21 protein-coding genes and 1 tRNA gene are annotated in these 20238 nt (G+C 68.4%); 13 read left to right on the plus strand and 9 right to left on the minus strand.

Translation table 11 applies throughout. The features are described from left to right. The first annotated feature begins 70 nt into the window (after positions 1–70). Positions 71–580, plus strand: coding sequence for a metallophosphoesterase (locus NL126_RS07875; protein WP_255198372.1), 510 nt, complete (start codon positions 71–73; stop codon positions 578–580). Positions 581–681: 101 nt separating this feature from the next. Here the strand turns inward: NL126_RS07875 and NL126_RS07880 are convergent, their stop codons facing one another. Beyond that, complete coding sequence (locus tag NL126_RS07880) at positions 682–1596, minus strand: helix-turn-helix domain-containing protein (protein WP_255198373.1); 915 nt, start codon at positions 1594–1596, stop codon at positions 682–684. Between the two features lie 93 nt (positions 1597–1689). On the opposite strand from NL126_RS07880, the gene NL126_RS07885 reads away from it, so the two are divergent. Next, complete coding sequence (locus NL126_RS07885) at positions 1690–1824, plus strand: DUF7859 family protein (RefSeq protein WP_255198374.1); 135 nt, start codon at positions 1690–1692, stop codon at positions 1822–1824. On the opposite strand, the gene NL126_RS07890 is transcribed toward NL126_RS07885, so the two are convergent. Continuing rightward, positions 1821–2828, minus strand: coding sequence for a threonine aldolase family protein (locus NL126_RS07890; protein WP_255198375.1), 1008 nt, complete (start codon positions 2826–2828; stop codon positions 1821–1823). The genes NL126_RS07885 and NL126_RS07890 overlap by 4 nt on opposite strands. An 83-nt stretch (positions 2829–2911) precedes the next feature. Here NL126_RS07890 and NL126_RS07895 point away from each other — a divergent pair, with 83 nt between their 5' ends. Then, positions 2912–3994 carry an aminopeptidase gene (locus tag NL126_RS07895; protein ID WP_255198376.1) on the plus strand — a complete coding sequence of 361 codons (1083 nt, stop codon included), beginning with the start codon at positions 2912–2914 and terminating at the stop codon, positions 3992–3994. Positions 3995–4524: 530 nt separating this feature from the next. Continuing rightward, on the plus strand, positions 4525–6480 hold the full coding sequence (locus NL126_RS07900) for a M61 metallopeptidase family protein (protein WP_255198377.1): 1956 nt from the start codon (positions 4525–4527) through the stop codon (positions 6478–6480). Positions 6481–6640: 160 nt separating this feature from the next. Here the strand turns inward: NL126_RS07900 and NL126_RS07905 are convergent. Next, positions 6641–6746, minus strand: a tRNA-Arg gene (locus NL126_RS07905). A 94-nt stretch (positions 6747–6840) separates the two neighbouring features. Here NL126_RS07905 and NL126_RS07910 point away from each other — a divergent pair. Then, the gene (locus NL126_RS07910; RefSeq protein ID WP_255198379.1) at positions 6841–7332 is read left to right on the plus strand and encodes a DUF6653 family protein; all 492 of its coding nucleotides are present in this window, start codon (positions 6841–6843) and stop codon (positions 7330–7332) included. Here the strand turns inward: NL126_RS07910 and NL126_RS07915 are convergent. After that, entirely contained in the window at positions 7329–7706 is a 378-nt protein-coding gene (locus NL126_RS07915) for a YccF domain-containing protein (RefSeq protein WP_255198380.1), read from the minus strand. The genes NL126_RS07910 and NL126_RS07915 overlap by 4 nt on opposite strands. Positions 7707–7796: 90 nt before the next feature. Between NL126_RS07915 and NL126_RS07920 the strand changes: the two genes are divergently transcribed. The 3 genes from NL126_RS07920 to NL126_RS07930 are packed head-to-tail and all read left to right on the plus strand — an operon-like array spanning position 7797 to position 9416. Next, positions 7797–8327, plus strand: coding sequence for an AAA family ATPase (locus tag NL126_RS07920; protein ID WP_255198381.1), 531 nt, complete (start codon positions 7797–7799; stop codon positions 8325–8327). Continuing rightward, positions 8324–8740: an RNA-binding domain-containing protein gene (locus NL126_RS07925; RefSeq protein ID WP_255198382.1), complete on the plus strand. Its 417-nt coding sequence runs from the start codon at positions 8324–8326 to the stop codon at positions 8738–8740. Before NL126_RS07920 ends, NL126_RS07925 begins: the two co-directional genes overlap by 4 nt. A 43-nt stretch (positions 8741–8783) precedes the next feature. After that, a complete protein-coding gene (locus tag NL126_RS07930; protein ID WP_255198383.1) occupies positions 8784–9416 on the plus strand; it encodes an HAD family hydrolase in 633 nt (210 codons plus the stop codon). Here the strand turns inward: NL126_RS07930 and NL126_RS07935 are convergent, their stop codons facing one another. Further along, the gene (locus NL126_RS07935) at positions 9417–10460 is read right to left on the minus strand and encodes a molybdopterin-dependent oxidoreductase (protein WP_255198384.1); all 1044 of its coding nucleotides are present in this window, start codon (positions 10458–10460) and stop codon (positions 9417–9419) included. A gap of 99 nt (positions 10461–10559) precedes the next feature. On the opposite strand from NL126_RS07935, the gene NL126_RS07940 reads away from it, so the two are divergent. After that, positions 10560–11447 (plus strand): CBS domain-containing protein, encoded by an 888-nt coding sequence (locus NL126_RS07940; RefSeq protein ID WP_255198385.1) that lies wholly within the window; start codon positions 10560–10562, stop codon positions 11445–11447. An 18-nt stretch (positions 11448–11465) separates the two neighbouring features. Here the strand turns inward: NL126_RS07940 and NL126_RS07945 are convergent, their stop codons facing one another. Beyond that, positions 11466–11645 carry a hypothetical protein gene (locus NL126_RS07945; protein WP_255198386.1) on the minus strand — a complete coding sequence of 60 codons (180 nt, stop codon included), beginning with the start codon at positions 11643–11645 and terminating at the stop codon, positions 11466–11468. A 248-nt stretch (positions 11646–11893) separates the two neighbouring features. Between NL126_RS07945 and NL126_RS07950 the strand changes: the two genes are divergently transcribed. Further along, complete coding sequence (locus NL126_RS07950) at positions 11894–13432, plus strand: pyridoxal phosphate-dependent decarboxylase family protein (protein WP_255198387.1); 1539 nt, start codon at positions 11894–11896, stop codon at positions 13430–13432. Positions 13433–13434: 2 nt separating this feature from the next. Here the strand turns inward: NL126_RS07950 and NL126_RS07955 are convergent, their stop codons facing one another. Then, complete coding sequence (locus NL126_RS07955) at positions 13435–14421, minus strand: nucleoside recognition protein (RefSeq protein WP_255198388.1); 987 nt, start codon at positions 14419–14421, stop codon at positions 13435–13437. 235 nt (positions 14422–14656) lie between these two features. On the opposite strand from NL126_RS07955, the gene NL126_RS07960 reads away from it, so the two are divergent. Together NL126_RS07960 and NL126_RS07965 are read left to right on the plus strand one after the other, a co-directional pair. After that, positions 14657–14815 carry a hypothetical protein gene (locus NL126_RS07960; protein WP_255198389.1) on the plus strand — a complete coding sequence of 53 codons (159 nt, stop codon included), beginning with the start codon at positions 14657–14659 and terminating at the stop codon, positions 14813–14815. Between the two features lie 249 nt (positions 14816–15064). Next, positions 15065–15853, plus strand: coding sequence for a helix-turn-helix transcriptional regulator (locus NL126_RS07965; protein WP_255198390.1), 789 nt, complete (start codon positions 15065–15067; stop codon positions 15851–15853). A gap of 55 nt (positions 15854–15908) precedes the next feature. Here NL126_RS07965 and nirK read toward each other — a convergent pair whose 3' ends face one another. Further along, on the minus strand, positions 15909–17003 hold the full coding sequence (gene nirK, locus NL126_RS07970) for a copper-containing nitrite reductase (protein ID WP_255198391.1): 1095 nt from the start codon (positions 17001–17003) through the stop codon (positions 15909–15911). A gap of 114 nt (positions 17004–17117) precedes the next feature. On the opposite strand from nirK, the gene NL126_RS07975 reads away from it, so the two are divergent. Further along, complete coding sequence (locus tag NL126_RS07975; RefSeq protein ID WP_255198392.1) at positions 17118–18170, plus strand: halocyanin domain-containing protein; 1053 nt, start codon at positions 17118–17120, stop codon at positions 18168–18170. Here NL126_RS07975 and NL126_RS07980 read toward each other — a convergent pair whose 3' ends face one another. Beyond that, a complete protein-coding gene (locus tag NL126_RS07980) occupies positions 18171–20237 on the minus strand; it encodes a hypothetical protein (protein WP_255198393.1) in 2067 nt (688 codons plus the stop codon). Between the last annotated feature and the right edge of the window lies 1 nt (position 20238).

Consider the following 20238-nt stretch of genomic DNA (forward strand, 5'->3'; position numbering starts at 1 on the left):
GAGATGGGAAAGGAGTTGCCGTCGACCGTGCGACGGGAAAGCCTTACCGTCGTCGCTCCGTAGCGGCCACATGCTCGTCGTCGTCTCCGACACGCACGGCACCGAGAGCCCCCGGCTCGAGGGCCGCACGCTGGAGGCCGTCCGCGAGGCCGAGCTGGTCTGTCACTGCGGCGATTTCATGACCGAGCCTGTCCTCGACGCCTTCGAGCAGGAGGCGACCGAGTTCGCCGGGGTCTACGGCAACAACGACCCGCCGGCTGTCCGCGACCGGCTCGCCGATACCCGCGTCGTCGACCACCGGGGGATTCGGCTCGCACTGGTACACGGACACGAACACACCGAAACCGCGGTGTCGCTGTTCGGCCGGCAGTCGAACGCCGACCTCGTCTGCGTCGGCCACTCACACCGGCCCTCGTTCCAGATGGCCGGCGCGGTGCCCGTGCTCAACCCCGGGAGCCACGCCGACCCGCGGTGGTACCGCCCGGCACACGCCGAACTCGAGGTGAGTGCGAAGGTCGTCGCCGGCCGGCTCGTCCAGCCGGACGGCACGGTCTTCGAGCAGTTCGAGATAGAACGGTAAGGTGGAGGGCCGAAGCCTCGGTGGCGGAGGGCCGAAGGCTGTCAGCACCCGACTCTTGTGCGGCTGTTGAAAAGTAGACTCCGTAAGCTCAAACAGCCGTTTTACATACGGGTCGTGAGCACGAGTCCCACGAGGAGCACCGTCAGGCCGCCGAGGAAGAACAGCAGCCCTGGCGGGAGCGACCCCACGACCTCGATGCCGCCGTCGCTCGCCGCCTGGACGGTCTCCGCCGCCGTCGGCTCCGGGGCCGGTGAGGGCGTCGGCGCCGCGCTCGGCGTCTGGGTTGCGGGTTCCGAGGTCGCGGCGACGGTGTCGGCGACCGTCTGGGTGGCCGACTCGGTCGACTCACCGGTGGAGAAGACGCCGGGGCCGTCGCTCGTCGCGGTCGCCGCGTCATCGTCGGGCTGTGGCGTCGGCTCCGCGGTTGCGGTGACCGACCCGCCGCCGTCGGACCCGCCAGCAGCCGTCTCTGCCGCTGGTTCGGTGGCTGTCGACTCGGTGGGTGCAGTGCCGTCGCCGCTACCCGCGTCGTAGCCACCGCCCTCGCCGCCGCCGCTGGCGCCCAGTCCACTGAAGCCGAGGAGGCTGTCCCCGAACACCTGCTGGACGGCGAGACTCCCGACGAGCAGTGCGCCGATGCCACTCAGGAGCCGCGACAGCGCCGCGCGGATGCCCGATGCTTGCTGTTCCTGTCCGGCGAAGATGACGAGCGGCTGGTCGGCTGGGGCGTACACGTCCATCTCGCGGCCCTTCTCGGAGTAGGCGGTGCCGATGACCTCGACCGCCCCTGCCTCCTCGAGGTTCGAGAGGTGGTACTGGGTGTTCTGGAGTGTCGTGTCGGCTCGCTGGGAGAGCTCGGCAGGCGGGGCGGGCTCGTCGTGGAGTTCGGCAAGAATTCGCCGGGCCGTCCCCGACGAGAGCGCCGACATCAGGGCGTCGGCGTCCTCGCTGTCGACGCCGACCACCCGTGGTTCGGCGTCGGTGGTGAGATTAGGCTTGGAGGGCAGCAGACTCATCACTCCCGACTTTCTATTCGATTGGCATGAGTGTTGTGTGCCCCGCGTGTCGCGAGGGGAAACGCATTTAGCCCGCACGGGCTACGCGACGGTATGGCTTCGGTCGACCCGGTGCTGGTCGCGATCATCTCGGGCATCCTGCTGTTCGTGCTCGCGGTCTACCTGATGCTCCGGCGGACACTGCTCGCGTTCTCCGAGGGGATGCGCGACAGTCGGCGCCGCGATTAGACGACGCGACCGACCGCGTCGACTGCCGCTTCTACCGCCTCGCCGTCCACGTCCCAGTGCGTACAGAAGCGGACGCGCTGCGGGCCGAACACCGACGCGAGGACGCCCTCGGCTTCGAGTGCCTCGACGAACGCCTCTGCTGAGTCGGGCGTCTCGACGATGACGATGTTCGTCTCCGGCTCCGGGACGGTGAGGGCATCGTACGCACCGAGCCCCTCGGCGAGCTGCCGGGCGTTCGCGTGGTCCTCGTGGAGCCGGCTCCGGTTCTCGAGTGCGAGCAGCCCGGGTGCGGCGATGACGCCGGCCTGTCGCATCCCACCGCCGAACAGCTTGCGGACCCGTCGGGCGTCCTCGATGAACTGCTCGGAGCCGGCGAGCATCGAGCCGACGGGGGCGCCGAGCCCCTTCGAGAGACAGAACATCACCGAGTCGACGGGGTCGACGAGGTCGCTGGCAGGCACGTCGAGTGCGGCGGCCGCGTTGAACAGCCGGGCGCCGTCGAGGTGGACGGGCACACCGTGGTCGTGGGCGGCGTCGGCCGCCGCCGCGATGTCGTCGGCCGAGATGGCCGTCCCGCCCTTGCTGTTGTGCGTGTTCTCCAGACACAGCAGGCCGGTGCCGGGGCGGTGGCTGTCTGCGTCGACGTAGCCGTCGTGGACCTGGTCGGCGGTCACGACACCGCGGTCGCCGCCGTCGATGGTGCGGGCCTGCAGGCCAGCGTGCTGGGCGAGGCCGCCCAGTTCCCACTTGTAGATGTGGCTCTCGCGCTCGACGAGCACCTCCTGGCCGCGGTCGGTGTGGGTGCGGGCGGCGATCTGGTTCCCCATCGTCCCCGTCGGGACGTAGAGGGCGGCCTCGGTGCCGACGAGGTCGGCCGCGCGTGCTTCGAGGTCGTTGACGGTCGGGTCCTCGCCGTAGACGTCGTCGCCGACGTCGGCGTCGCGCATCGCCTCGCGCATCGCGTCGGAGGGGCGGGTGACGGTGTCCGAGCGGAAATCGTGCATGCGTCTGGTTGCGTGCCCGGCGTGAAATACGCCGCGGTGGGGGCGGTCGAAACCGGTTTGGCGACGGCACCCAACGGGGAGGCATGGACCCACGCATCCGCGAACACGCCGAGGTAATCGTCGACCACTCCACCGGATTGAGCGACGGCGACAACGTCGTCATCGACGCCCACCCCGTCGCCGAGGATCTCGTGACCGCCCTCCACGAGAAGATCGCGGATGTCGGCGCGAACCCGCTCGTCATCCAGCAACGCCTTGGAAAGCGGTTCCGTCGCGCCTACCTGCGAAACCACGACGGCGAGTTCGACCTCCCGAGCCACGAGATGGCGCTGTTCGAGGAGATGGACTGCTACATCGCCATCCGCGCGGACGACAACGTCGTCGAGGAGAGCGACATCGACGGCGACGTGCAAACGGCGTACTCGCAGGCACGCCAGCCGCTCCTCGAAGAGCGACTGGGCAAGACGTGGTGTCTCACGCAGTATCCGGCCGCGGCCAACGCCCAGATCGCGGAGATGAGCACCGAGGGGTACGAGAACTTCGTCTGGGACGCCGTCAACAAAGACTGGGACGCGGTGAAGGAACACCAGCAGCAGATGGTCGAGATCCTCGACCCCGCTGAGGCGGTCCGCATCCGGTCGGGCGAGACGACGGACGTGACGATGAGCGTCGCGGGCAACCTCACGCTCAACGACTACGGCGAGAACAACCTCCCGGGCGGCGAGGTGTTCACCGCGCCCGTTCCTGATTCGGTGGAGGGCGAGGTGCTGTTCGACAAGCCCGTCTACCAGCGCGGCCACGAGATTACGGGTGCGTGGCTGCAGTTCGAGGGCGGCGAGGCCGTCGACTGGAGCGCCGAGAAGAACGAGGCCGTCCTCGACGACATCCTCACGACCGACGATGGTGCCCGCCGGCTCGGCGAGCTGGGCATCGGGATGAACCGCGACATCGACCGGTTCACGTACAACATGCTGTTCGACGAGAAGATGGGCGACACCGTCCACATGGCCGTCGGCCGCGCCTACGACGCCTGTGTCGGCGCGGGGAACGAGTCGAACGACTCGGCCGTCCACGTCGACATGATCGTGGACATGAGCGAGGACTCGGTCATCGAGGTGGACGGCGAGGTCGTCCAGCGGGACGGGACGTTCGTGTTCGAGGAGTAGGGAGACGCGAGCGTCTCCAAGGAACGAGTCACAGCGTACTGCGAGCCCAGCGCTCGCTAGCGTCGACGAGACGCGACCGGCAATCTACCGGTCGCCACCGGTGAGGGACAGCCGGGCAAGGTACGAGTCCGACTGGACCCGTCCGAGGACACAGTGTACAGAAACAGGACCGCTCGAGCAGAGCGACCTGAGAAAGGACGGCGGACCGAACCGCCAGTAGCCACCACGGTCAGAGTGAGGGAGTTGGCCGTTCCGTGGTCACCCTCCCCACCGGTTCTCGCTCGTGTTCGGACTCTGCCGGTGAGTCCCCTCGACCCGCGCGGGAGCCGGTGTGCGACGCGTGGAACCGAGGTCGTTCGCTTCTTCGACGGACATTACACTCCATTCGTGGGCGATTTGGTGGATAAAGGTTTCGTACAACGAACCTAAGCCGATTTCGAGTATACATATGCCCACTAATAAAGAGGAATACGTCCTTCCCCGGTTATACCGGGCAGAATCGCTAAGGGGGTCGCTCGGGAACTCCGGATGTGCGGAGTCTGCGGGTTGCACTCGTCGTGTGTCTCCTCGCGGCCGCGGTCGGCCCCGCAGTCGGAAGCGAAGCGGCGGCCGACCAGTCTATCGTGGTGTCGTACACGGTCGCCCCGGCCGACGCGCCCGACCGCGTGCGGGTGACCGTCCGGATCACCTCGCTGCCGGAGTCGGTCTCGTCGTTCCGTTTCTCCACGCCGTTCGACGGCCTGCGAGCGCGCTCGACCCACGGGTTCACGCGGCGTGACGACGGGTTCGTCTGGGACGGCCGGACCGACACCCCGTCCATCACCTACACCGCACCCGCTGCGCCCGAGTCCGTCGAGGGGGGCGGCGATACGAGCGCGGCCGACGGGCTCGGCACCGCCGACGCGGCCGACTGGACGTACGTCGCCGCGGGCAAGCTCACCCTCCCGTACTCGTATCGCTACTTCGGTGACGACCCCGGCATCGAGACCGACCTCGCCGCCGACGGCGGGGCGGCCGGGGCCAGCATCGTCTTCCTCGGGGCACACGAGGCAACGACCGAGCGCTACGCCGGCCAGCAGCTCCGACTGGTCGTCCCCGAGGCCGCGACGCTCTCGGCCGCGGACCGACGGCGCGTGTTCTCGACGCTCGCGGCCGCTCGAACCGGCCTCGACGTCGGGGCCGCCGACGCGCGGGTGAACGTGTTCGTCACCACGGCCCCCATCCGCCGTGGTGGGGTCACCTTCCCGCAGCGCACGGCTGGGGTACAGGACCTGTGGGTCCGCGACGACGTCCCGGTCGACGCCACGGGCAACACGTGGGTCCACGAGTACGTCCACACCCGACAGGCGCACGACCTCTCCCCCGAGATGGGCTGGTTCAGCGAGGCGAGCGCCGAGTACTACGCCGCGCTCCTCACGCTCCAGCAGGGCCGCATCCGCTTCGACAGGTTCCACGACCACGTCGCCACGGACACGCACGCGGACGCCCGTCTCACCGACCAGTCGACGTGGCCCGACCACCGGACGCCCTACACCAAGGGCCGGCGCGTGCTCGCGGCGCTCGACGCCCGCATCCGCGCCGACAGCGACGGGGACGCCACCCTCCAGGACGTGTTCCGTCGGATGAACCGCCACGACGGCCCCGTCTCGTACGCCGACTTCACCGAGATGGTGTCGGCGGCCGCGGGGACGGACCGCTCGGCGTGGCTCGACCGCTACGTCCGCGGGTCGGCCACGCCTCCGGTTCCGGACGACCCGTTCGTCTTCACACCGCCTGACGTCGACGACCGCGACGCCGACGGCCTCGTCGACGCGACCGAACGCGAACTGGGAACGAGCCCCTTCCATTACGACACGGACGCCGACGGGCTCGGGGACCCCACCGAACGCGACGGCCCGACCGACCCGGTCGACGCCGACACGGACGATGACGGTCTCTCAGATGGCCGGGAGGTCGACCTCGGCACCGACCCGCTCGACGCCGACACGGACGGCGACGGGCTCGACGATGGGGCGGAACTCGACCACGGCACGGACCCCCTCGCTCGCGACACGGATAGCGACGGCCTCCGCGACGGCCGCGAACTCGCGTTCGGGAGCGACCCCACCCGCTTCGACACGGACGGCGATGGGCTCCCCGACGGCCGGGAGTTCGCACTCGGTAGTGACCCTCGCGCTGTGGACTCGGACAGCGACGGCCTCACTGACCCGCACGAGGCTCGACTCGGGACGGACCCCGCCGACCGGTTCACCGACGGCGACCGGCTCGGCGACGCCGAGGAACTCGACTTCGGCAGCGACCCGACGCTCCGCGACACGGATGGCGATGGACTCGGTGACGCCCGCGAGAAGCGACTGGGCCTCGACCCGACGGATCCGGACGTGGATGGCGACGGCATCCCGGATGGCGAGGAAGTCGAGGCGGGCACCGACCCCGAGACGAAGACGAGTGGCATCGTCTTCTTCTTCGCCAGCCTGTTCTCGTAGTGAGTCGGGAGTGAGTGACGCGACGCGAACAGCTCCCTGCGAGGAGTGCAGCGCCGAGCACGGAGGGATCCTCACCACGGTCGGACGTGCTCGCTTCGCTGCGCGCGACCTCCCTGGTTCGAATCCCGTGGCTCGCTCTGCTCACTGTCGTTCGCAGAAGCGAGCACGGAGGGATTCGAACCCTCGACCGTCGGATGTCTTCCCATCACGGGTGCCCCCACGACGGATAGAAGTCCGACGCTCTATCCTAGCTGAGCTACGTGCCCTACAGTCGGCTACACCCGTCTCCGCAAAAAATCGTCCGAATGCGCGCCACCACCGACAGACCTTCGCTCCCCGCAGTCGAAGCCCCGGCATCCCATGTCCGACCCTGCCGACACCGAGCCCTCCAGTCTCCGCGAGCGCCTCGAAACCGCCGTCTGGGAGCGCCACGCGAACCCCCTGAGCGGCTGGTCGCGGGTGCTCACGCTCCCCGTGTTGATGTACGGTATCTACGCGCGGCGTCCAAGGGTCGTGGCCGCCGTCCTCGGGTTCACCGTCGTCAACCCGGTGCTGTTCTCGCCGCCGGAGGACGCCGACGCGTGGATGACGCGCGTGGTGCTCGGTGAGCGGATGTACTACAACCACCGCGAGGGCCGTCGCCCGATAGACCTGCTCAACTACGCGAACGGCCCCATCACGGCGTACGCGGTGTACGCCGCCTACCGCAAGCAGGCCGCGCGCTGTGCGCTCTTCACGGCGCTGTCGATGGCGACGAAGTTCCTGTTCGTCGGCTACGTCGCCCGCTACTACGACCAGCACAAGACCGAGTTCCCGGAGGACGTTCCGGCGTTCGACCGCGCGCGGACCTAGCCGTGGAACCGGTAGAGCGAGGTGACGTACGGCAGCCGGTTGAACATCCAGAACGCCACGGGGATGCCGATGATGGTGACCGCGAGGAACGCGGCGACGTTCGCCCAGATCCACGACAACCACCAGCCGACGAACACGAAGTAGACGGCGCGTAGCAGGAGGTTGGTCTGCCCGCGGCCGGAGTCCGGGGCATCGAGTCCCTGCGGCTCCGCGAGCGAGAGGACGGTCGGGATGAGGTTGATGAGCTTGATGCCGAGCGGGATGAGGATGATGGTGGCGTTCAGCAGCCACGCGATGTTGACGACGACGGGCGTGAGCCACCAGCCGACGAGCACGAACCACAGCGCGCGGACCAGAAACGAGCGTTGGGCCATGAGTCGAATACAACACCGGCGGGCAAGGGACTGTCGCTCGGGGCGACGAGTCACAGCCCTTAAGCGCGATTCCCGGCTAAAGGCGTTCGAATGCGCGTCATCGGCACCGTCGGTCTCCCGGGAAGTGGCAAGGGCGAGTTCGCGACCGTCGCCCGCGAGCAGGGCGTCCCGGTCGTCACGATGGGCGACGTCATCCGCGAGGAGTGTCGCAAGCGCGGCCTCGACCCCGCGGACCACCACGGTGAGATCGCCCAGGCCCTCCGCGAGGAGGACGGCCCGCTCGCCATCGCCGAGCGCTCCATCCCGATGATCCGCGCGGCGCTCGACGACTCGGAGACGGTCCTCGTCGACGGGCTCCGCTCGGGCGACGAACTCGACCGCTTCTACGACGAGTTCGGCGACGACTTCACGCTCGTCGCCATCGAGGCCCCGTTCGAGGAGCGCGCCAAGCGCATCGAGACGCGGGGGCGCGACAACACCGCCGAGGAGACGCTGCGGGACCGCGACGAGCGGGAACTCGGCTTCGGCATGGGTGAGGCGATGGAGCGCGCAGATGTACGCATCGAGAACGACGGCACGCTCGACGAGTTCCGCACGCAGGTTCGGGAGGTGCTCGAATGATCTACAGCGTCGACGTCCAGATCACGGCGCCGGTGAAGGACACCGAGGTCACCGAGCGCGTCGAGGACGCCATCCACAACCTGTTTCCCGAGGCCGAACTCTCTCGCTCGGAGGGCGAACTGCTCGCGCGGAGTCACGGGCTCGAACACTTCTCCGAACTCCTGCACGAGCAGGCCATCCTCGATACGGCTCGCGGTGCGTTCTTCAGCGGGCAGGAGGGCGACACCGTCGCGTTCGACCTGAAGAAGCAGGCCGCCTTCGAGGGCCGGGTCAACTTCGCGGTCGGCAAGCCGGGTGAACTCGGGACCATTCACGTCCGCGTGACGGTCACGGACCCCTCGGTCGAGGCGTACGTCGACCACGTCGCGCCGCCGACAGAGGACGGCAAACCCATCGAGCGCGACAGCGATTGACATCCTCCCGAACCCTTTCGGGGGCGGTTCCCGACTGTCCGCTATGCACGCAGTGTACTTCGACCTCGACGGCACCCTCTGCTCGTTCACCCGCGAGTACGGCGACCTGCTCGCCGAGGCAGTCGACGAGCACGTCGGCCAGCACGACGATGCCCTCGTGGAAGCGTACAGCGAAGCGTTCTACGAGGCGTTTCTCGCACTCGATGCCGAGCCGTATCGAGCGGGCGCGCGGGCCGTCGCAACCCGCACCGGTGTGTCGGTCGACCCGGCGGCGTTCGTCGACACCGTCCGCGAACTGGAGTACGAGATGGTCGCGGTCACCGACGGGATGCACGCGCTGCTCGACCGACTCGACGACCGGCCGCTCGGCGTCCTCACGAACGGCGTTCCGGCGTGGCAGTTCGGGAAACTCGAACGCGAGGGCCTGCTCGACCGGTTCGACGCGACGGTCGCCTCCTACGAGGCTGGCGCGCACAAACCGGATTCGGCGGTGTTCGACCTCGCGGAAGACCGCCTACCGGCGGACGGATACGTGATGGTCGGTGACGACTACGAGGCCGACGTGGTGGGGGCACGCGAGGCGGGATGGGAGGCGGTTCACCTCGACCGCACGGCCGACGGCGTCCGCATCGGGGACGAGCGCGACCTCGACGCGCTGCTCGTGGCGCTCGGCTGACTACTCGCCGAGTCCAGAGACGTGAATCGCGATCCACTCCGAGCGGTCGCGCCGCCGCGTCACCCGAACCTCCTCGACCCACTTCACCCACTGGAAGCCGCGGCGCTCGGGCGCGACGAGTCTGAGGGGAAAGCCGTGGCCATGGGTGAGTCGGTCGCCGTCGACGCGCGCGGCGAGCAGCGCGCCGCGGGCTTCCGCGATGGGGAGCGACCACCGGTAACCCGTCACCGAGCGGAACTGGACCCACCGCGCTCCCTCCTGAACGCCGGCCGCGTCGAGCAGGTCTCCCACCCGGAGTCCCTGCCAGTCGTGGTCGGAGTACCAGCCGCTCGTACAGTCGAGGAGCGCGCGGGTCTCGGCCTCAGTGTCGAGCGTCTCGTAGGCGAGTTCGAGGTCGCGGTCCACGAGCCCAGTCACTGTGAGCGACCACGTCTCGGGGTCGACCGGGGCGGGGTCGTCCGCGACCCACATCGTCACGGGAAAGCGGTTGCCCGCGTCCGAACCGGCCTCGCGCGAGCCGGTAAACCGCCGTTCGGTGCCGAGCGCGTCGTTCGCCCGGTAGGCGGCCGCACCGAGGGTGACGAGCCCCAGCCACGAGAGGGCGGCCCGTCGTTCACCCAGCGTGGCGCGCGAGGGGATGGCGAGGCGGTCGCGGAGGTGGACGAGGAGGACGGCCGCCGTCACGACGCCGAGCGCGCCGTGGACGACCAGCAGCGTCCACGGCCCCGGAATCGACGTGCCGAGCACCCAGAGGATGCCGGTTGCGAGCGCGGCGACGGCGAGCAGCGAGAGGCCGACCGAGAGCGCGACGGTGCCCGACCGCGTCTGGACCCCTGCTCGGACGCGGTGGCGGACGCGCCAGAGCTTGAGCGCGAGAAACGCCACCAGCGACACCCCCGCGCCGCCGTGGAGGACGAACAGCCACGCGTCGCCCGGCGAGCCGGAGACGAGGCTCACGAGGCCGCTCGCGACCGCGAGAGCGACCCCCAGCAACAGCGACCAGTCGACGAGTGCCGACGGGAGCCGGGGTCGCACACTGTGCATGTGCCAGTTACGGGCTCCGGCCGTTTCAGTCTCTCTCCGTCTCGTCTCTCCGCGTGACTCCACGGTACGCTCTTGTGTATCGACCACGTTCGCTCGTCTATGCCCGCCCCGCTCTCGGTTCGCAACTATATGACGACCGACGTGGCGACCGTCACCCCGGAGGCGACCGTCCGAACGGTCGCCCAGCGACTCTCGGAGGCCCGCATCGGTTCGCTCGTCGTCGTCGACGGCAAGACGCCCGTCGGTGTCGTCACCGAATCCGACCTCACTCGCCTGGTCGCAGGCGGTGGCGACCCCAGCGCCACGTACGTCAGCGACGTGATGACGGAGGACCCGGTGACCGTCGGCCCGGACACCACGCTGGCTGCCGCGGCGACGCTGCTCGTCGAGGGGAGCTTTCGCCGACTTCCCGTGCTCGATGGCGGCGATCTCGTCGGTATCATCACCGCCTCGGACCTCGTGGAAGCCGTCCCTGGCCTGCAGGGTCCCGGCGCGCTGGAGCTGCTCGCCGGGCGAGCGGACACCGCCTACGAGACGCCCGACTGGGAGTTCGAGAGCGAGGGCGTCGAGCAACTGGGTATCGGCGACCGCGTCAAGTTCCGCAAGACGCTCTCGGACAGCGACGTCCGCGAGTTCGCCCACGCGTCGGGTGACACGAACCGCCTTCACCTCGACGAGTCGTTCGCCGCCGACACTCGGTTCAAACGGCGGATCGTCCACGGGACGCTCGTCGCGGGCGTCATCTCCTCGGCGCTCGCGCGGCTCCCCGGCCTCACCATCTACCTCGGGCAGGACCTCCGGTATCTCGGTCCGGTCGACCTCGGCGACCGCGTCACCGCGGTCTGTGAGATCGTCGAGAACCTCGGGGACTCACGCTACCGGCTCTCGACGGCGGTGTACGACTCGGACGAGGAGTGTGTCATCGAGGGCGAGGCGACGGTGCTCATCGACGCGCTCCCCGAGGGCGAGATAGCGGCGCGGGATTAACGCGACGTGGCCTGATTCTCACCGCGGCGTCGACTGGTTCTCCTTCGAGATGGTGTTCGGGAGGCGGTGCGTACACGCCGTGTCGAACGTGCGCGGCGCGTTCGCAGTCGTCACCTCGTCGCTGACGAGGTAGCGGTCGGGGTCTGGTCGGGGTGTCGGTTGGCCGGGTCGGGTCGTCTGGGGTGTGGATGTGCTCATCTGTTGGATTTTGCGGGCGTTCGCGTGGCTGTACGTCAGAAAGAAGGGGTCAGTGTGCGCGTACAGCGTGCATCCGTACACCACCGTACTGGGTGAACTATCATTAACGTTCGGATTCGTACATGGTTTGTCATCTGCTCTCGGAACGCCCCGAATCGGCACGGTTGGGACGTCTAGACGGCGTCTGAGGGCGATTCCCGATTTCGTTACTGGCAACCGTTAACGCCTCACGCGGCGTAGGCGTACGGATGAGCAGTAGCCGTCACCCTCCGCCGGCCGACCTCAACCCCGACACCTTCCGGCAACTGGGCTACCGGACGGTGGACATGCTCGCCGACTACTACGCCGGCATCGACACTCGCCCGGTGTACGTGCAGGCCACGCCCGAGGAGGTGGCCGCTGCGTTCGACGAGCCGCTACCCGAGACGGGGATGGAGCCGTCGGCCATCCTCGACGCCGTCGAGGAGCGTGTCATCCCGTACGCGACGCACAACCCCTCGCCACGCTACTTCGGCTTCGTGATGGGGTCGGGCACACCCCTCAGCCCGCTCGCCGGTGCCATCGCGGCGGCGGTGAACATGAACGCCGGGGGCTGGCACCCTGGTCCCTCCGCGACGGAAATCGAACGCCGCTGTATCCGGTGGCTCGCGGAGGCAATCGGCTACCCGGCCGACACCGGGGGGCTGCTGACGAGCGGCGGCACGATGGCTAACTTCACGGCCCTCCTGTCCGCGCTCCGCCACCAGACCGACTACGAGACGACCGGGTCGGGGTTGCAGGGTGGTGACCACCCCCGGTACACGCTCTACATGGCTGACCACGAGGGGCACTCCAGTATCGTCCGAGTCGCGGACATGCTCAATCTCGGGCGCGAGGCCGTCCGGCTCGTCCCCAGCCACGACGACTTCACGATGGACGTGGCTGCCCTCGAAGCGATGCTCGACGCGGACGAAGCGAACGGCGACCAGCCGTTCTGCGTCATCGGGCAGGCCGGCTCTATCAACGTCAGCGTGGTCGACCCGCTCGACGAGATCGCCGACGTCTGTGCCGCCCGCGACCTCTGGTTCCACGCGGACGGCGCGTGTGGGGCGGTCGGCGCGATGGTCCCCGAACTCGCCCCGCGTTACGCCGGGATGGAGCGGGCCGACTCGGTGACGCTCGACCCGCACAAGTGGCTGTTCATCCCCTACGCCTGCGGCGCGGTGCTGGTCCGCGACCAGCAGGTCCTCGCGAAGACGTTCGCGATGGACGCCGCCTACCTCCGGGGGTCGGTCGGCGAGACGCCCGAGGAGTTCGACTACTACGAGTTCGGCCCGGAGATGTCACGCGAGTTCCGCGCGCTGAAGCTCTGGATGAGCCTGAAGCACTACGGGCTCGCGGGCTACCGCGACCTCCTCCGCAAGAACGTCGACTGCGCCCACCACCTCGACGGGCTCGTCCGCGACCACGACGACTTCGCCGCCGTTCAGGACCCGAACCTGTTCATCTACTCGTTCCGCTACGTCCCGGCGGACCTCCAGACGGCGCTGGTCGACCCGCCGGACGTCCCGCTCGACCGCGTCCACGAGTACCTCGACGAACTCAATCAGGCCATCATCGACGAGGTCGTCAAGAGCGGCCTCGCGTTCCTCACCACGACGAGCATCCACGGGCACCGTGCGCTCCGGATGTCTATCTGCAGTCACCGCACGACCACGGACGACATCGAGATGGTGTTCGAGGCGCTGGCGGAGACGGGCGCTCGCCTCGACGCCGAGTGGCGCGAGAGCGCGAGCCTGCCGGTGTGAGGCTACACCGGCCCGTACAGCAACAGTGCCACCGCGACGCCGATGAAAACCACCTTCAGCGCCGTGTTCACCGCCACGACCTTCGACCCGAACTCGGCACCCCAGATGCCGTACTGGAACGGGATCGAGCGCTTGAACGTCGACACCGCGAAGGAGACGATGCCGCCGACGAGCATCGTCGCCACCGCCTGTCGTGGGGTGAACGTCCCCGGAATCAGGGGCGCGATGACGAGTGCCCCATTGGTCGTGTCGAGTGCGAACACCGCGATGACGGGGACCGCCGCCACCGGGAGCCCCACCACGTCGGCCAGCGGGTCGGCCGCCGCGGTGACGCGCGTGATGTCGACGTTCGCGGTGAGGAGCGCGACGGCGGTGTAGATGATGGCGAGCCGCGGCAGGATGTCGCGCGTCTTCTCGTAGCCTTTCGTCGCGGCGTCGCGGAGTTTGCCTTCGAGGGTGTCGGGGTGGTCGGCGGTGACGGTGGGTTCCGGGGCGCCCCCGTCGGCCTCGACGGTTCCTCGCACCGACTGCTCGCCCGAGAGCAGCACCGCGCCCGCGAGCACGCCGACGAGGGTGATACCGAGCGCGATGAGCGCTCGCGCGCCGACGTACATGAGCCCCACCTGGAGGCCGAGAATCGGAATCAGGACCGGTGCGTAGAACGTGAAGATGTGCTGGACGAACCCGAAGAACGTGTTGATGGTGACGGCGACGAGCGTCGCGCGGTCCGACAGCCGTCCCGACTCTCTGAACTCGGCGAGCATCCCGTAGCCTGCGGTGGTGGAGGCGGCAGTCGTGACGATGGCCGACCCCACCTCGTCCGGGAGGTTCGCCGGGCGCGTCAGGTGCTTCGAGAACAGCGCGATCTTCTCGATCAGGCCGAACGCGACCAGCAGGTGTGCGAGGCTCACGCCGACGGCGATGAACAGCGCGATCTTCGCGACGCGGGTGGCGACGGTCGGTAGGACGGACCAGACCTCGACGGCCATTCACTCGCGCGTAGTCGGTGGCGACACTAAGCGGTGTCTGTCCCGGACAGCGAGCCATCGCAGTCGCTCTGACCGCTGTCGTCGACGCGCGCACTCGGTATCGGGGAGTGTACCACACCGTCGGGCTGCGGCTCGGCTCTCGGAGGTGCAGCAGGTGCGTGGATTTCATCGTGTGCAATGGTATCACTAAGCATCATTATCCTGTCTCGCAGCGTGTCTCCCTCGAGGAACGAACATGACCACCTTCGACAGACAGACCAAGAACACGGTGCCCGTCGGGCAGACGCCGGTCCCGAAGTACACGACCTGGGACGAACACCGCGAGGCGATGCGACGTGACGCGGAGGGCCGCCGAGAGGCAGCCGAACGGCGGCGGTCCCTGCTTGCACCGTAGTCCGACCGACGACGACCCCCTCGCCCCGTTCTGGACGAGCCGTCTCGAACCCCGACCGGGGGACGTACCCGAATCGCGTTTTCCGTCCGATGTTCCGACCGATACACACCCACGTGCAGCGACTCGACGGGTCGGTCCCGTGCCGACGGTGGGGCAGTATCGATAGCCTACGGTACAATCGCCCGCATCGCGGTCGCTGGTCGCCGTTCTTGCCGGAATGGGTAATACCGTAGCACACCTGTATGTGGCATGAGCACTCCGCTGGAAGGCATCGACTTTCTGGCGCGTTCGGAACACCGCGTGAACGCGCTCGGTGCACTGACGGCGGGGCCCCAGGATCGCGAGGACCTGCGTGCCGCGACCGGCGCCTCGAACGCCACGGTCGGGCGACTCCTCGACGAGTTCGAAGCCCGGAACTGGATCAATCGCGTCGACCGTCGCTACGAACTGACGCCACTCGGCGAGTTCATCGCGGATGGGTTCTTCGACCTCGTCGAGCGCTTCGAGACCGAGCAGGCGATCCGTGACGTCTGGCGGTGGTTCCCCACCGACCTCGGGTTCACCCTCGAGATGTTCTCCGGCGCGACCGTGACGCGGCCGGACCCGAGCAACCCGTACTCTCCGAACGACCGCTACGCCGAGCTCGTCGAGTCGTCCGGGTCGATTCGGGAGATCGGCAAGATACCCCTCAAGCCGGAGAACGTCAGGAGCGTGTTCGAGCACGCCGCCGCTGGCATGACGGTCGAACTCGTCTTCCCCAGCGCGATGCTGGCGTACATGCTCGGCGTCGCTCCCGACGTAGCGACCGAGGCAGTGAACAGTGGGAACCTCGTTCTCCTGGTGCACGACGACCCGCCGGGCGGGTTCGCCATCTTCGACGAGCGCGTCGGCACGTGCTGTCGTGACTACGAGACGGGCCTCTCGCGGGCCATCATCGACACGGACACGGCCGAGGCGATGGAGCACGCACGGTCGCTGTACGATGCATACCGGAGCGACGCAACCCGATTCGACACAGGCGTCCTCGTCGGCAACTGAGTGGCCGGCGAGACGGGTCGAACAGACGCGTCGCGGAGAAGCGCCCCGCCCGACCTCAGGCCGGGTTCGGGTCGTAGATGGTCGGGTCCTCCTCGCCCTGCACGTCGATGACCGCGAGGTTGCCCTTGCGCGCGACCCGCGAGAGCGCGTGGTCGACGAGCTTGATGGGCAGCGGGACCGGCGACGTGAGCGTCGCGATGACCGCGCTCCCCGGGAGCACTGGCGTCGTCTGGACGTAGCGGTGCGGGTCGGACATGATCGCGCCCTGTGGGTACACCTCGTCCCAGACGCTGCCGATGGGGTGGAAGCTGCTGAACAGGTTCGGGCCGCCGACGCCGAAGTAGACGCGGGCGGTCTCGCCCGTCTGCATCACCATGTCGTTGTACTTCTGCGGACCGATGGCGTACTTCTCGCCGTTGGTGAGCACGTACGTCGGCTCCTCCATCGCCATCGCGGCGAAGTTGAACTCGTGGTGGCCCTTCTGCCCGGTCTTGCCGTTCGTGTACAGCTCGTGCTGGCCGAGGTAGAACTCGTGGTCGACCTCGGGGAGCCCCTCCTCGGGCTCGACGAGGATGCAGCCGAACATCCCCGCCGAGATGTGGTAGTCGAGGTTCGGCACCGCACAGTGGTAGATGAACAGCCCGGGGTACGTCACCTGGAAGCGGATACGCTTCGACTCGCCGGGGTTGACGAGGGTATCCTCGGCACCGCCACCCGGCCCGCGGACCGCGTGGAAGTCCACGTTGTGGGGCATGACGTTGTCCGGGTGGTTCGTGATGGTGAGGTCGACGGTGTCGCCCACCCGCGTGCGAATCATCGGGCCCGGAATCTGCCCGTTGAAGGTCATGTACGTGAACGTGACGCCCTCTTCGACTTCGGCGACGAGTTCGAGGGTCTCCAGTTCGACCTCGATGGTCGCGGGCTCCGACCGGGTGATGGGGGCGGGGATGTCGGTCGGGTCGGCCGCGATGCGGTCGACGTCGACGGGCTTGGCGTCGCCGAGTTCGGCCGGCTCGTCGGTCTGGAACTGGACGGGGCTCGTCCGAACGTCGTTCGCGGGCCCGGAGCCGACGGTGCAGCCGGCGAGCGCCGCCGCTCCACCCACTCCTGCCGTCTGCAGTACGCGTCGTCGAGTCGTGTTGTAGGGCATGATATCGTCCTCTACCCCAGATTGTGTTAGGAATCGCATATAGTGAAAACCTGTGTCTCAGAGTCTGAGAATGGGGTTATCTCGTTATGTGTTCTCGAGAGTGAACTATACGCTATGAGTCCGACTCCGACACCCACCGTAGGCCGCCGCCGCTTCCTCCAGACTGCGACGCTCCTCGCAGTCGGCGGTGCAGCCGCGAGTTCAGTCGGCAGCGCGGCCGCCCAGGAGGAGGTCGACCTCACCGACTGGTTCGCGAACGTCTCGAACGCCGACGGCGTCGTCGACGAGCGCGGGACGCCTCGCGTGACCGTGCAGGTCGGCGCCGAGGGGAACGGTGGCGGCTTCGCGTTCGAGCCCGCCGCCGTCCGCGTCGACCCCGGCACGACCGTCGTCTGGGAGTGGACAGGTGAGGGCGGCGCCCACAACGTCGCCGACGAGGACGGCGCCTTCGAGAGCGACCTCGTCGGCGAGGCCGGCCACACCTTCTCGCACGCCTTCGACGCCGCGGGCGTCTCACTGTACGCCTGCACTCCGCACAAGGCGATGGGGATGAAGGGCGCCGTCATCGTCGGCGACGTGCCTGTCACCGTCACCGCGGCTCCGCCCGCCCCCGAGCGCACGTACGTCGAGCGTGAACCCGACTACGGCGACTGGTTCGACGACGTGAGCAACTTCGAGGGTACCGTCGACGCCCGCGGCGAGGACGAGGTGGTCATCACCGTCGGTGCGGAAGGGAACGGTGGGGCGTTCGCGTTCGACCCGCCGGCGGTCCACGTCGACCCCGGCACTCGCGTCGTCTGGGAGTGGGCAGGCGAGGGCGGCTCGCACGACGTCTCGGCCGTCGACGACGGCTACGCCAGTGCCGTCCAGTCGACGGGCCGGTTCGGCCAGGTGTTCGACGGCGTCGGTATCAGCCGCTACGTCTGCACGCCCCACGAGGCGACGGGGATGAAGGGTGCCGTCGTCGTCGGTGACGTGTTCGAGGGCATCCTCGAACTCTCCACCGAGGAGTTGCTGGTCCTCGGCGGCTTCGGCACCGCCATCCTCTCGCCGACGCTGTTCGGGGCGTTCCTCTGGCTCCGCGACCGCGGCGGGAAGGACCACGACGCGACGGTTCCCGACCCCGACGTACACGCCGACGGTGGAACGACGCCACGGCGACCGTAGCTACTCGAGGTCGTCTCGCGTCATGTCGGAGCTCCAGTGGAACGTGCCGTCGAACCAGACGGGCGTGTCCTGCAGGTGTAGGTACTCGAGGACCTCGTCGGCCGTGAGGTCGTACGGACCGCTCTCTCCGCCGAGAAGCATCACCGGTGTGTTGGGGAGCCGAAGCATACTGTGGGAGCCGAGGCCGTAGTCCCGGGTGGAGAACTGCTCGGGCCAAAGCTGGTAGCTCTCGCTCGCCGACTCGACGTGTGTGACGATGGGCGCCGCGCTCGGCGCGACCGCGATGGTGACGTTGTTGTCCCCGACGGCGAGATACTGGCCGCCGACGACCGTCCGCCGCCGGGCGATGTCGAGGCTGTCCGTGAGTGAGAACCCACCGCTCAACAGCCGGGCGACCAGCACACCCGTCTCGATGGCTGCGTCGTTCCCCACGTCGCTGACCGTGACGATACCGCCGATGGCTCCCTGCTCGACCAGTCGACGCCCCTGCTCGTACGACTGACAGCCGTTCAACAGGAACGCGTCGGTGTTCACCGTCTCGACGGTGCCCACGTCGAGGTCACCGTCGGGACACTCCAGCCCCGCCTCGGTCGCGTGCCCGATGTAGTGGAGGAACTGGATGTCCGCCGCCAGCAGGTCTGCGAACCGGTCACGGTCGACCTGTTCGTGGACCGTGACCTCGAACGGATGGTCGGGGCGGGGTCGGTACTGCCGGCGAACGGCGGCTGCCTCGGCAGTCATCTCCGGGTCGTTGCAGATGACGGTGATGTGGATGGTTGTGTCCGGGTCTGGCTGTCTGGCCAGGCGGTGTTCGTGTCCGGCCAGCTGGAAGTGGTCGGCGTTCAGTGGGAGTCCCGAGCCGACCCACAGCTGGTGGCGGGCAGCCGTTTCGGGAACGTCGACGAACGACTGCTGCCCGTCGAACACCGCCGACGCACCACGGGGGCTCGACGCGGTGACGAACCGTGACAGTGCGACGCGCCGGGCCGAGGCACCACGGTACCGCGCCGGCTCGGTGGTCCGGATGAGCGTCAGGTCGTTCACGAGGTGCGGGAGCTGCGCCACCTGCGCCGGTGTCTGCTCGACGTAGGCGATCGTCGGCCAGCGCGGCACGTACGGAGCCGTTCGGTCGGTCGACACCGTGAGATACGCGGCGAGGCGCTCGGCGGGCGTGGCGTCGTACAGTCGCTCGAAGTCGAGCGAGAGCGTGGGGGCGAGGGCCGTGTACGCCTCCGTTTCGACGTCGTAGAGGCCGTGTGTCCGACAGAGGCAGTCGAGCAGGAACGTGTGGCCCAGTACGTCTTCGACGGCGGTTTCGAACGGGTCGGTCGACAGCGGGGCGTCGAGCCCGTCGTCGGTGCGGAGTCGTGGCTGGGAGGCGAACCGTATCGACGCCCCGAGATAGTACGCGAGCGGCGCGACCGCGATGAGGTCATCGAGTCGCTCGCGCACGTCGATGGTGATGCCCGTCCCCGGGGGGGCGACTCCGTCGGGAATCGAGAGCGTCTCACCGCGCTCGATACGCGGCGGGTGGCCACGGAGGGTCGGGTAGCTCCGCTCCGGTGACGTGGTCTGGAGCGCGCTGCTCAGCGTCTCGACCGCACGCCTGACGTCGTCGAGGTCGTCGGTCGTCGTCACCGTCGCCGCGGGGCACTGGAGATACGACCGGGCGCCGACGGTCACCGTCGACGAGGGGGCGAACGTCAGCGTGAGCTGGTCGTTCTCGAACGTCGAACGGATCGGCGAGGTGACCCGGAGATACGCCTTCACGCTCGTGTCGAACTCGACGACGTAGTCAGCCTCGGGTAGCGGCGCCCCCGACGCAGCCATCGGATTCGAGACGACGGCTCCCGTCGCGTCGCGGATGACCAGCGAGGACGCTCGGGTCGAGAATTCGTCGGTGGAGAAGCGGCAGGCGGCCTCCACGGGAAACCGGAACGGGTCGGTGCTCGCGGGCTCGAGGACCGGTCGCGCGGGGGTAGTGAACGTGGCCTGTCGATTGCTCACGCGGTCCTGGATTTCCAGTCCCGGTGGATCGGCAACTGCACGGAACGCCACGTTCGTCATC

It is taken from the genome of Halorarius litoreus, assembly GCF_024362405.1.
GTDB lineage: Archaea > Halobacteriota > Halobacteria > Halobacteriales > Haloarculaceae > Halorarius > Halorarius litoreus.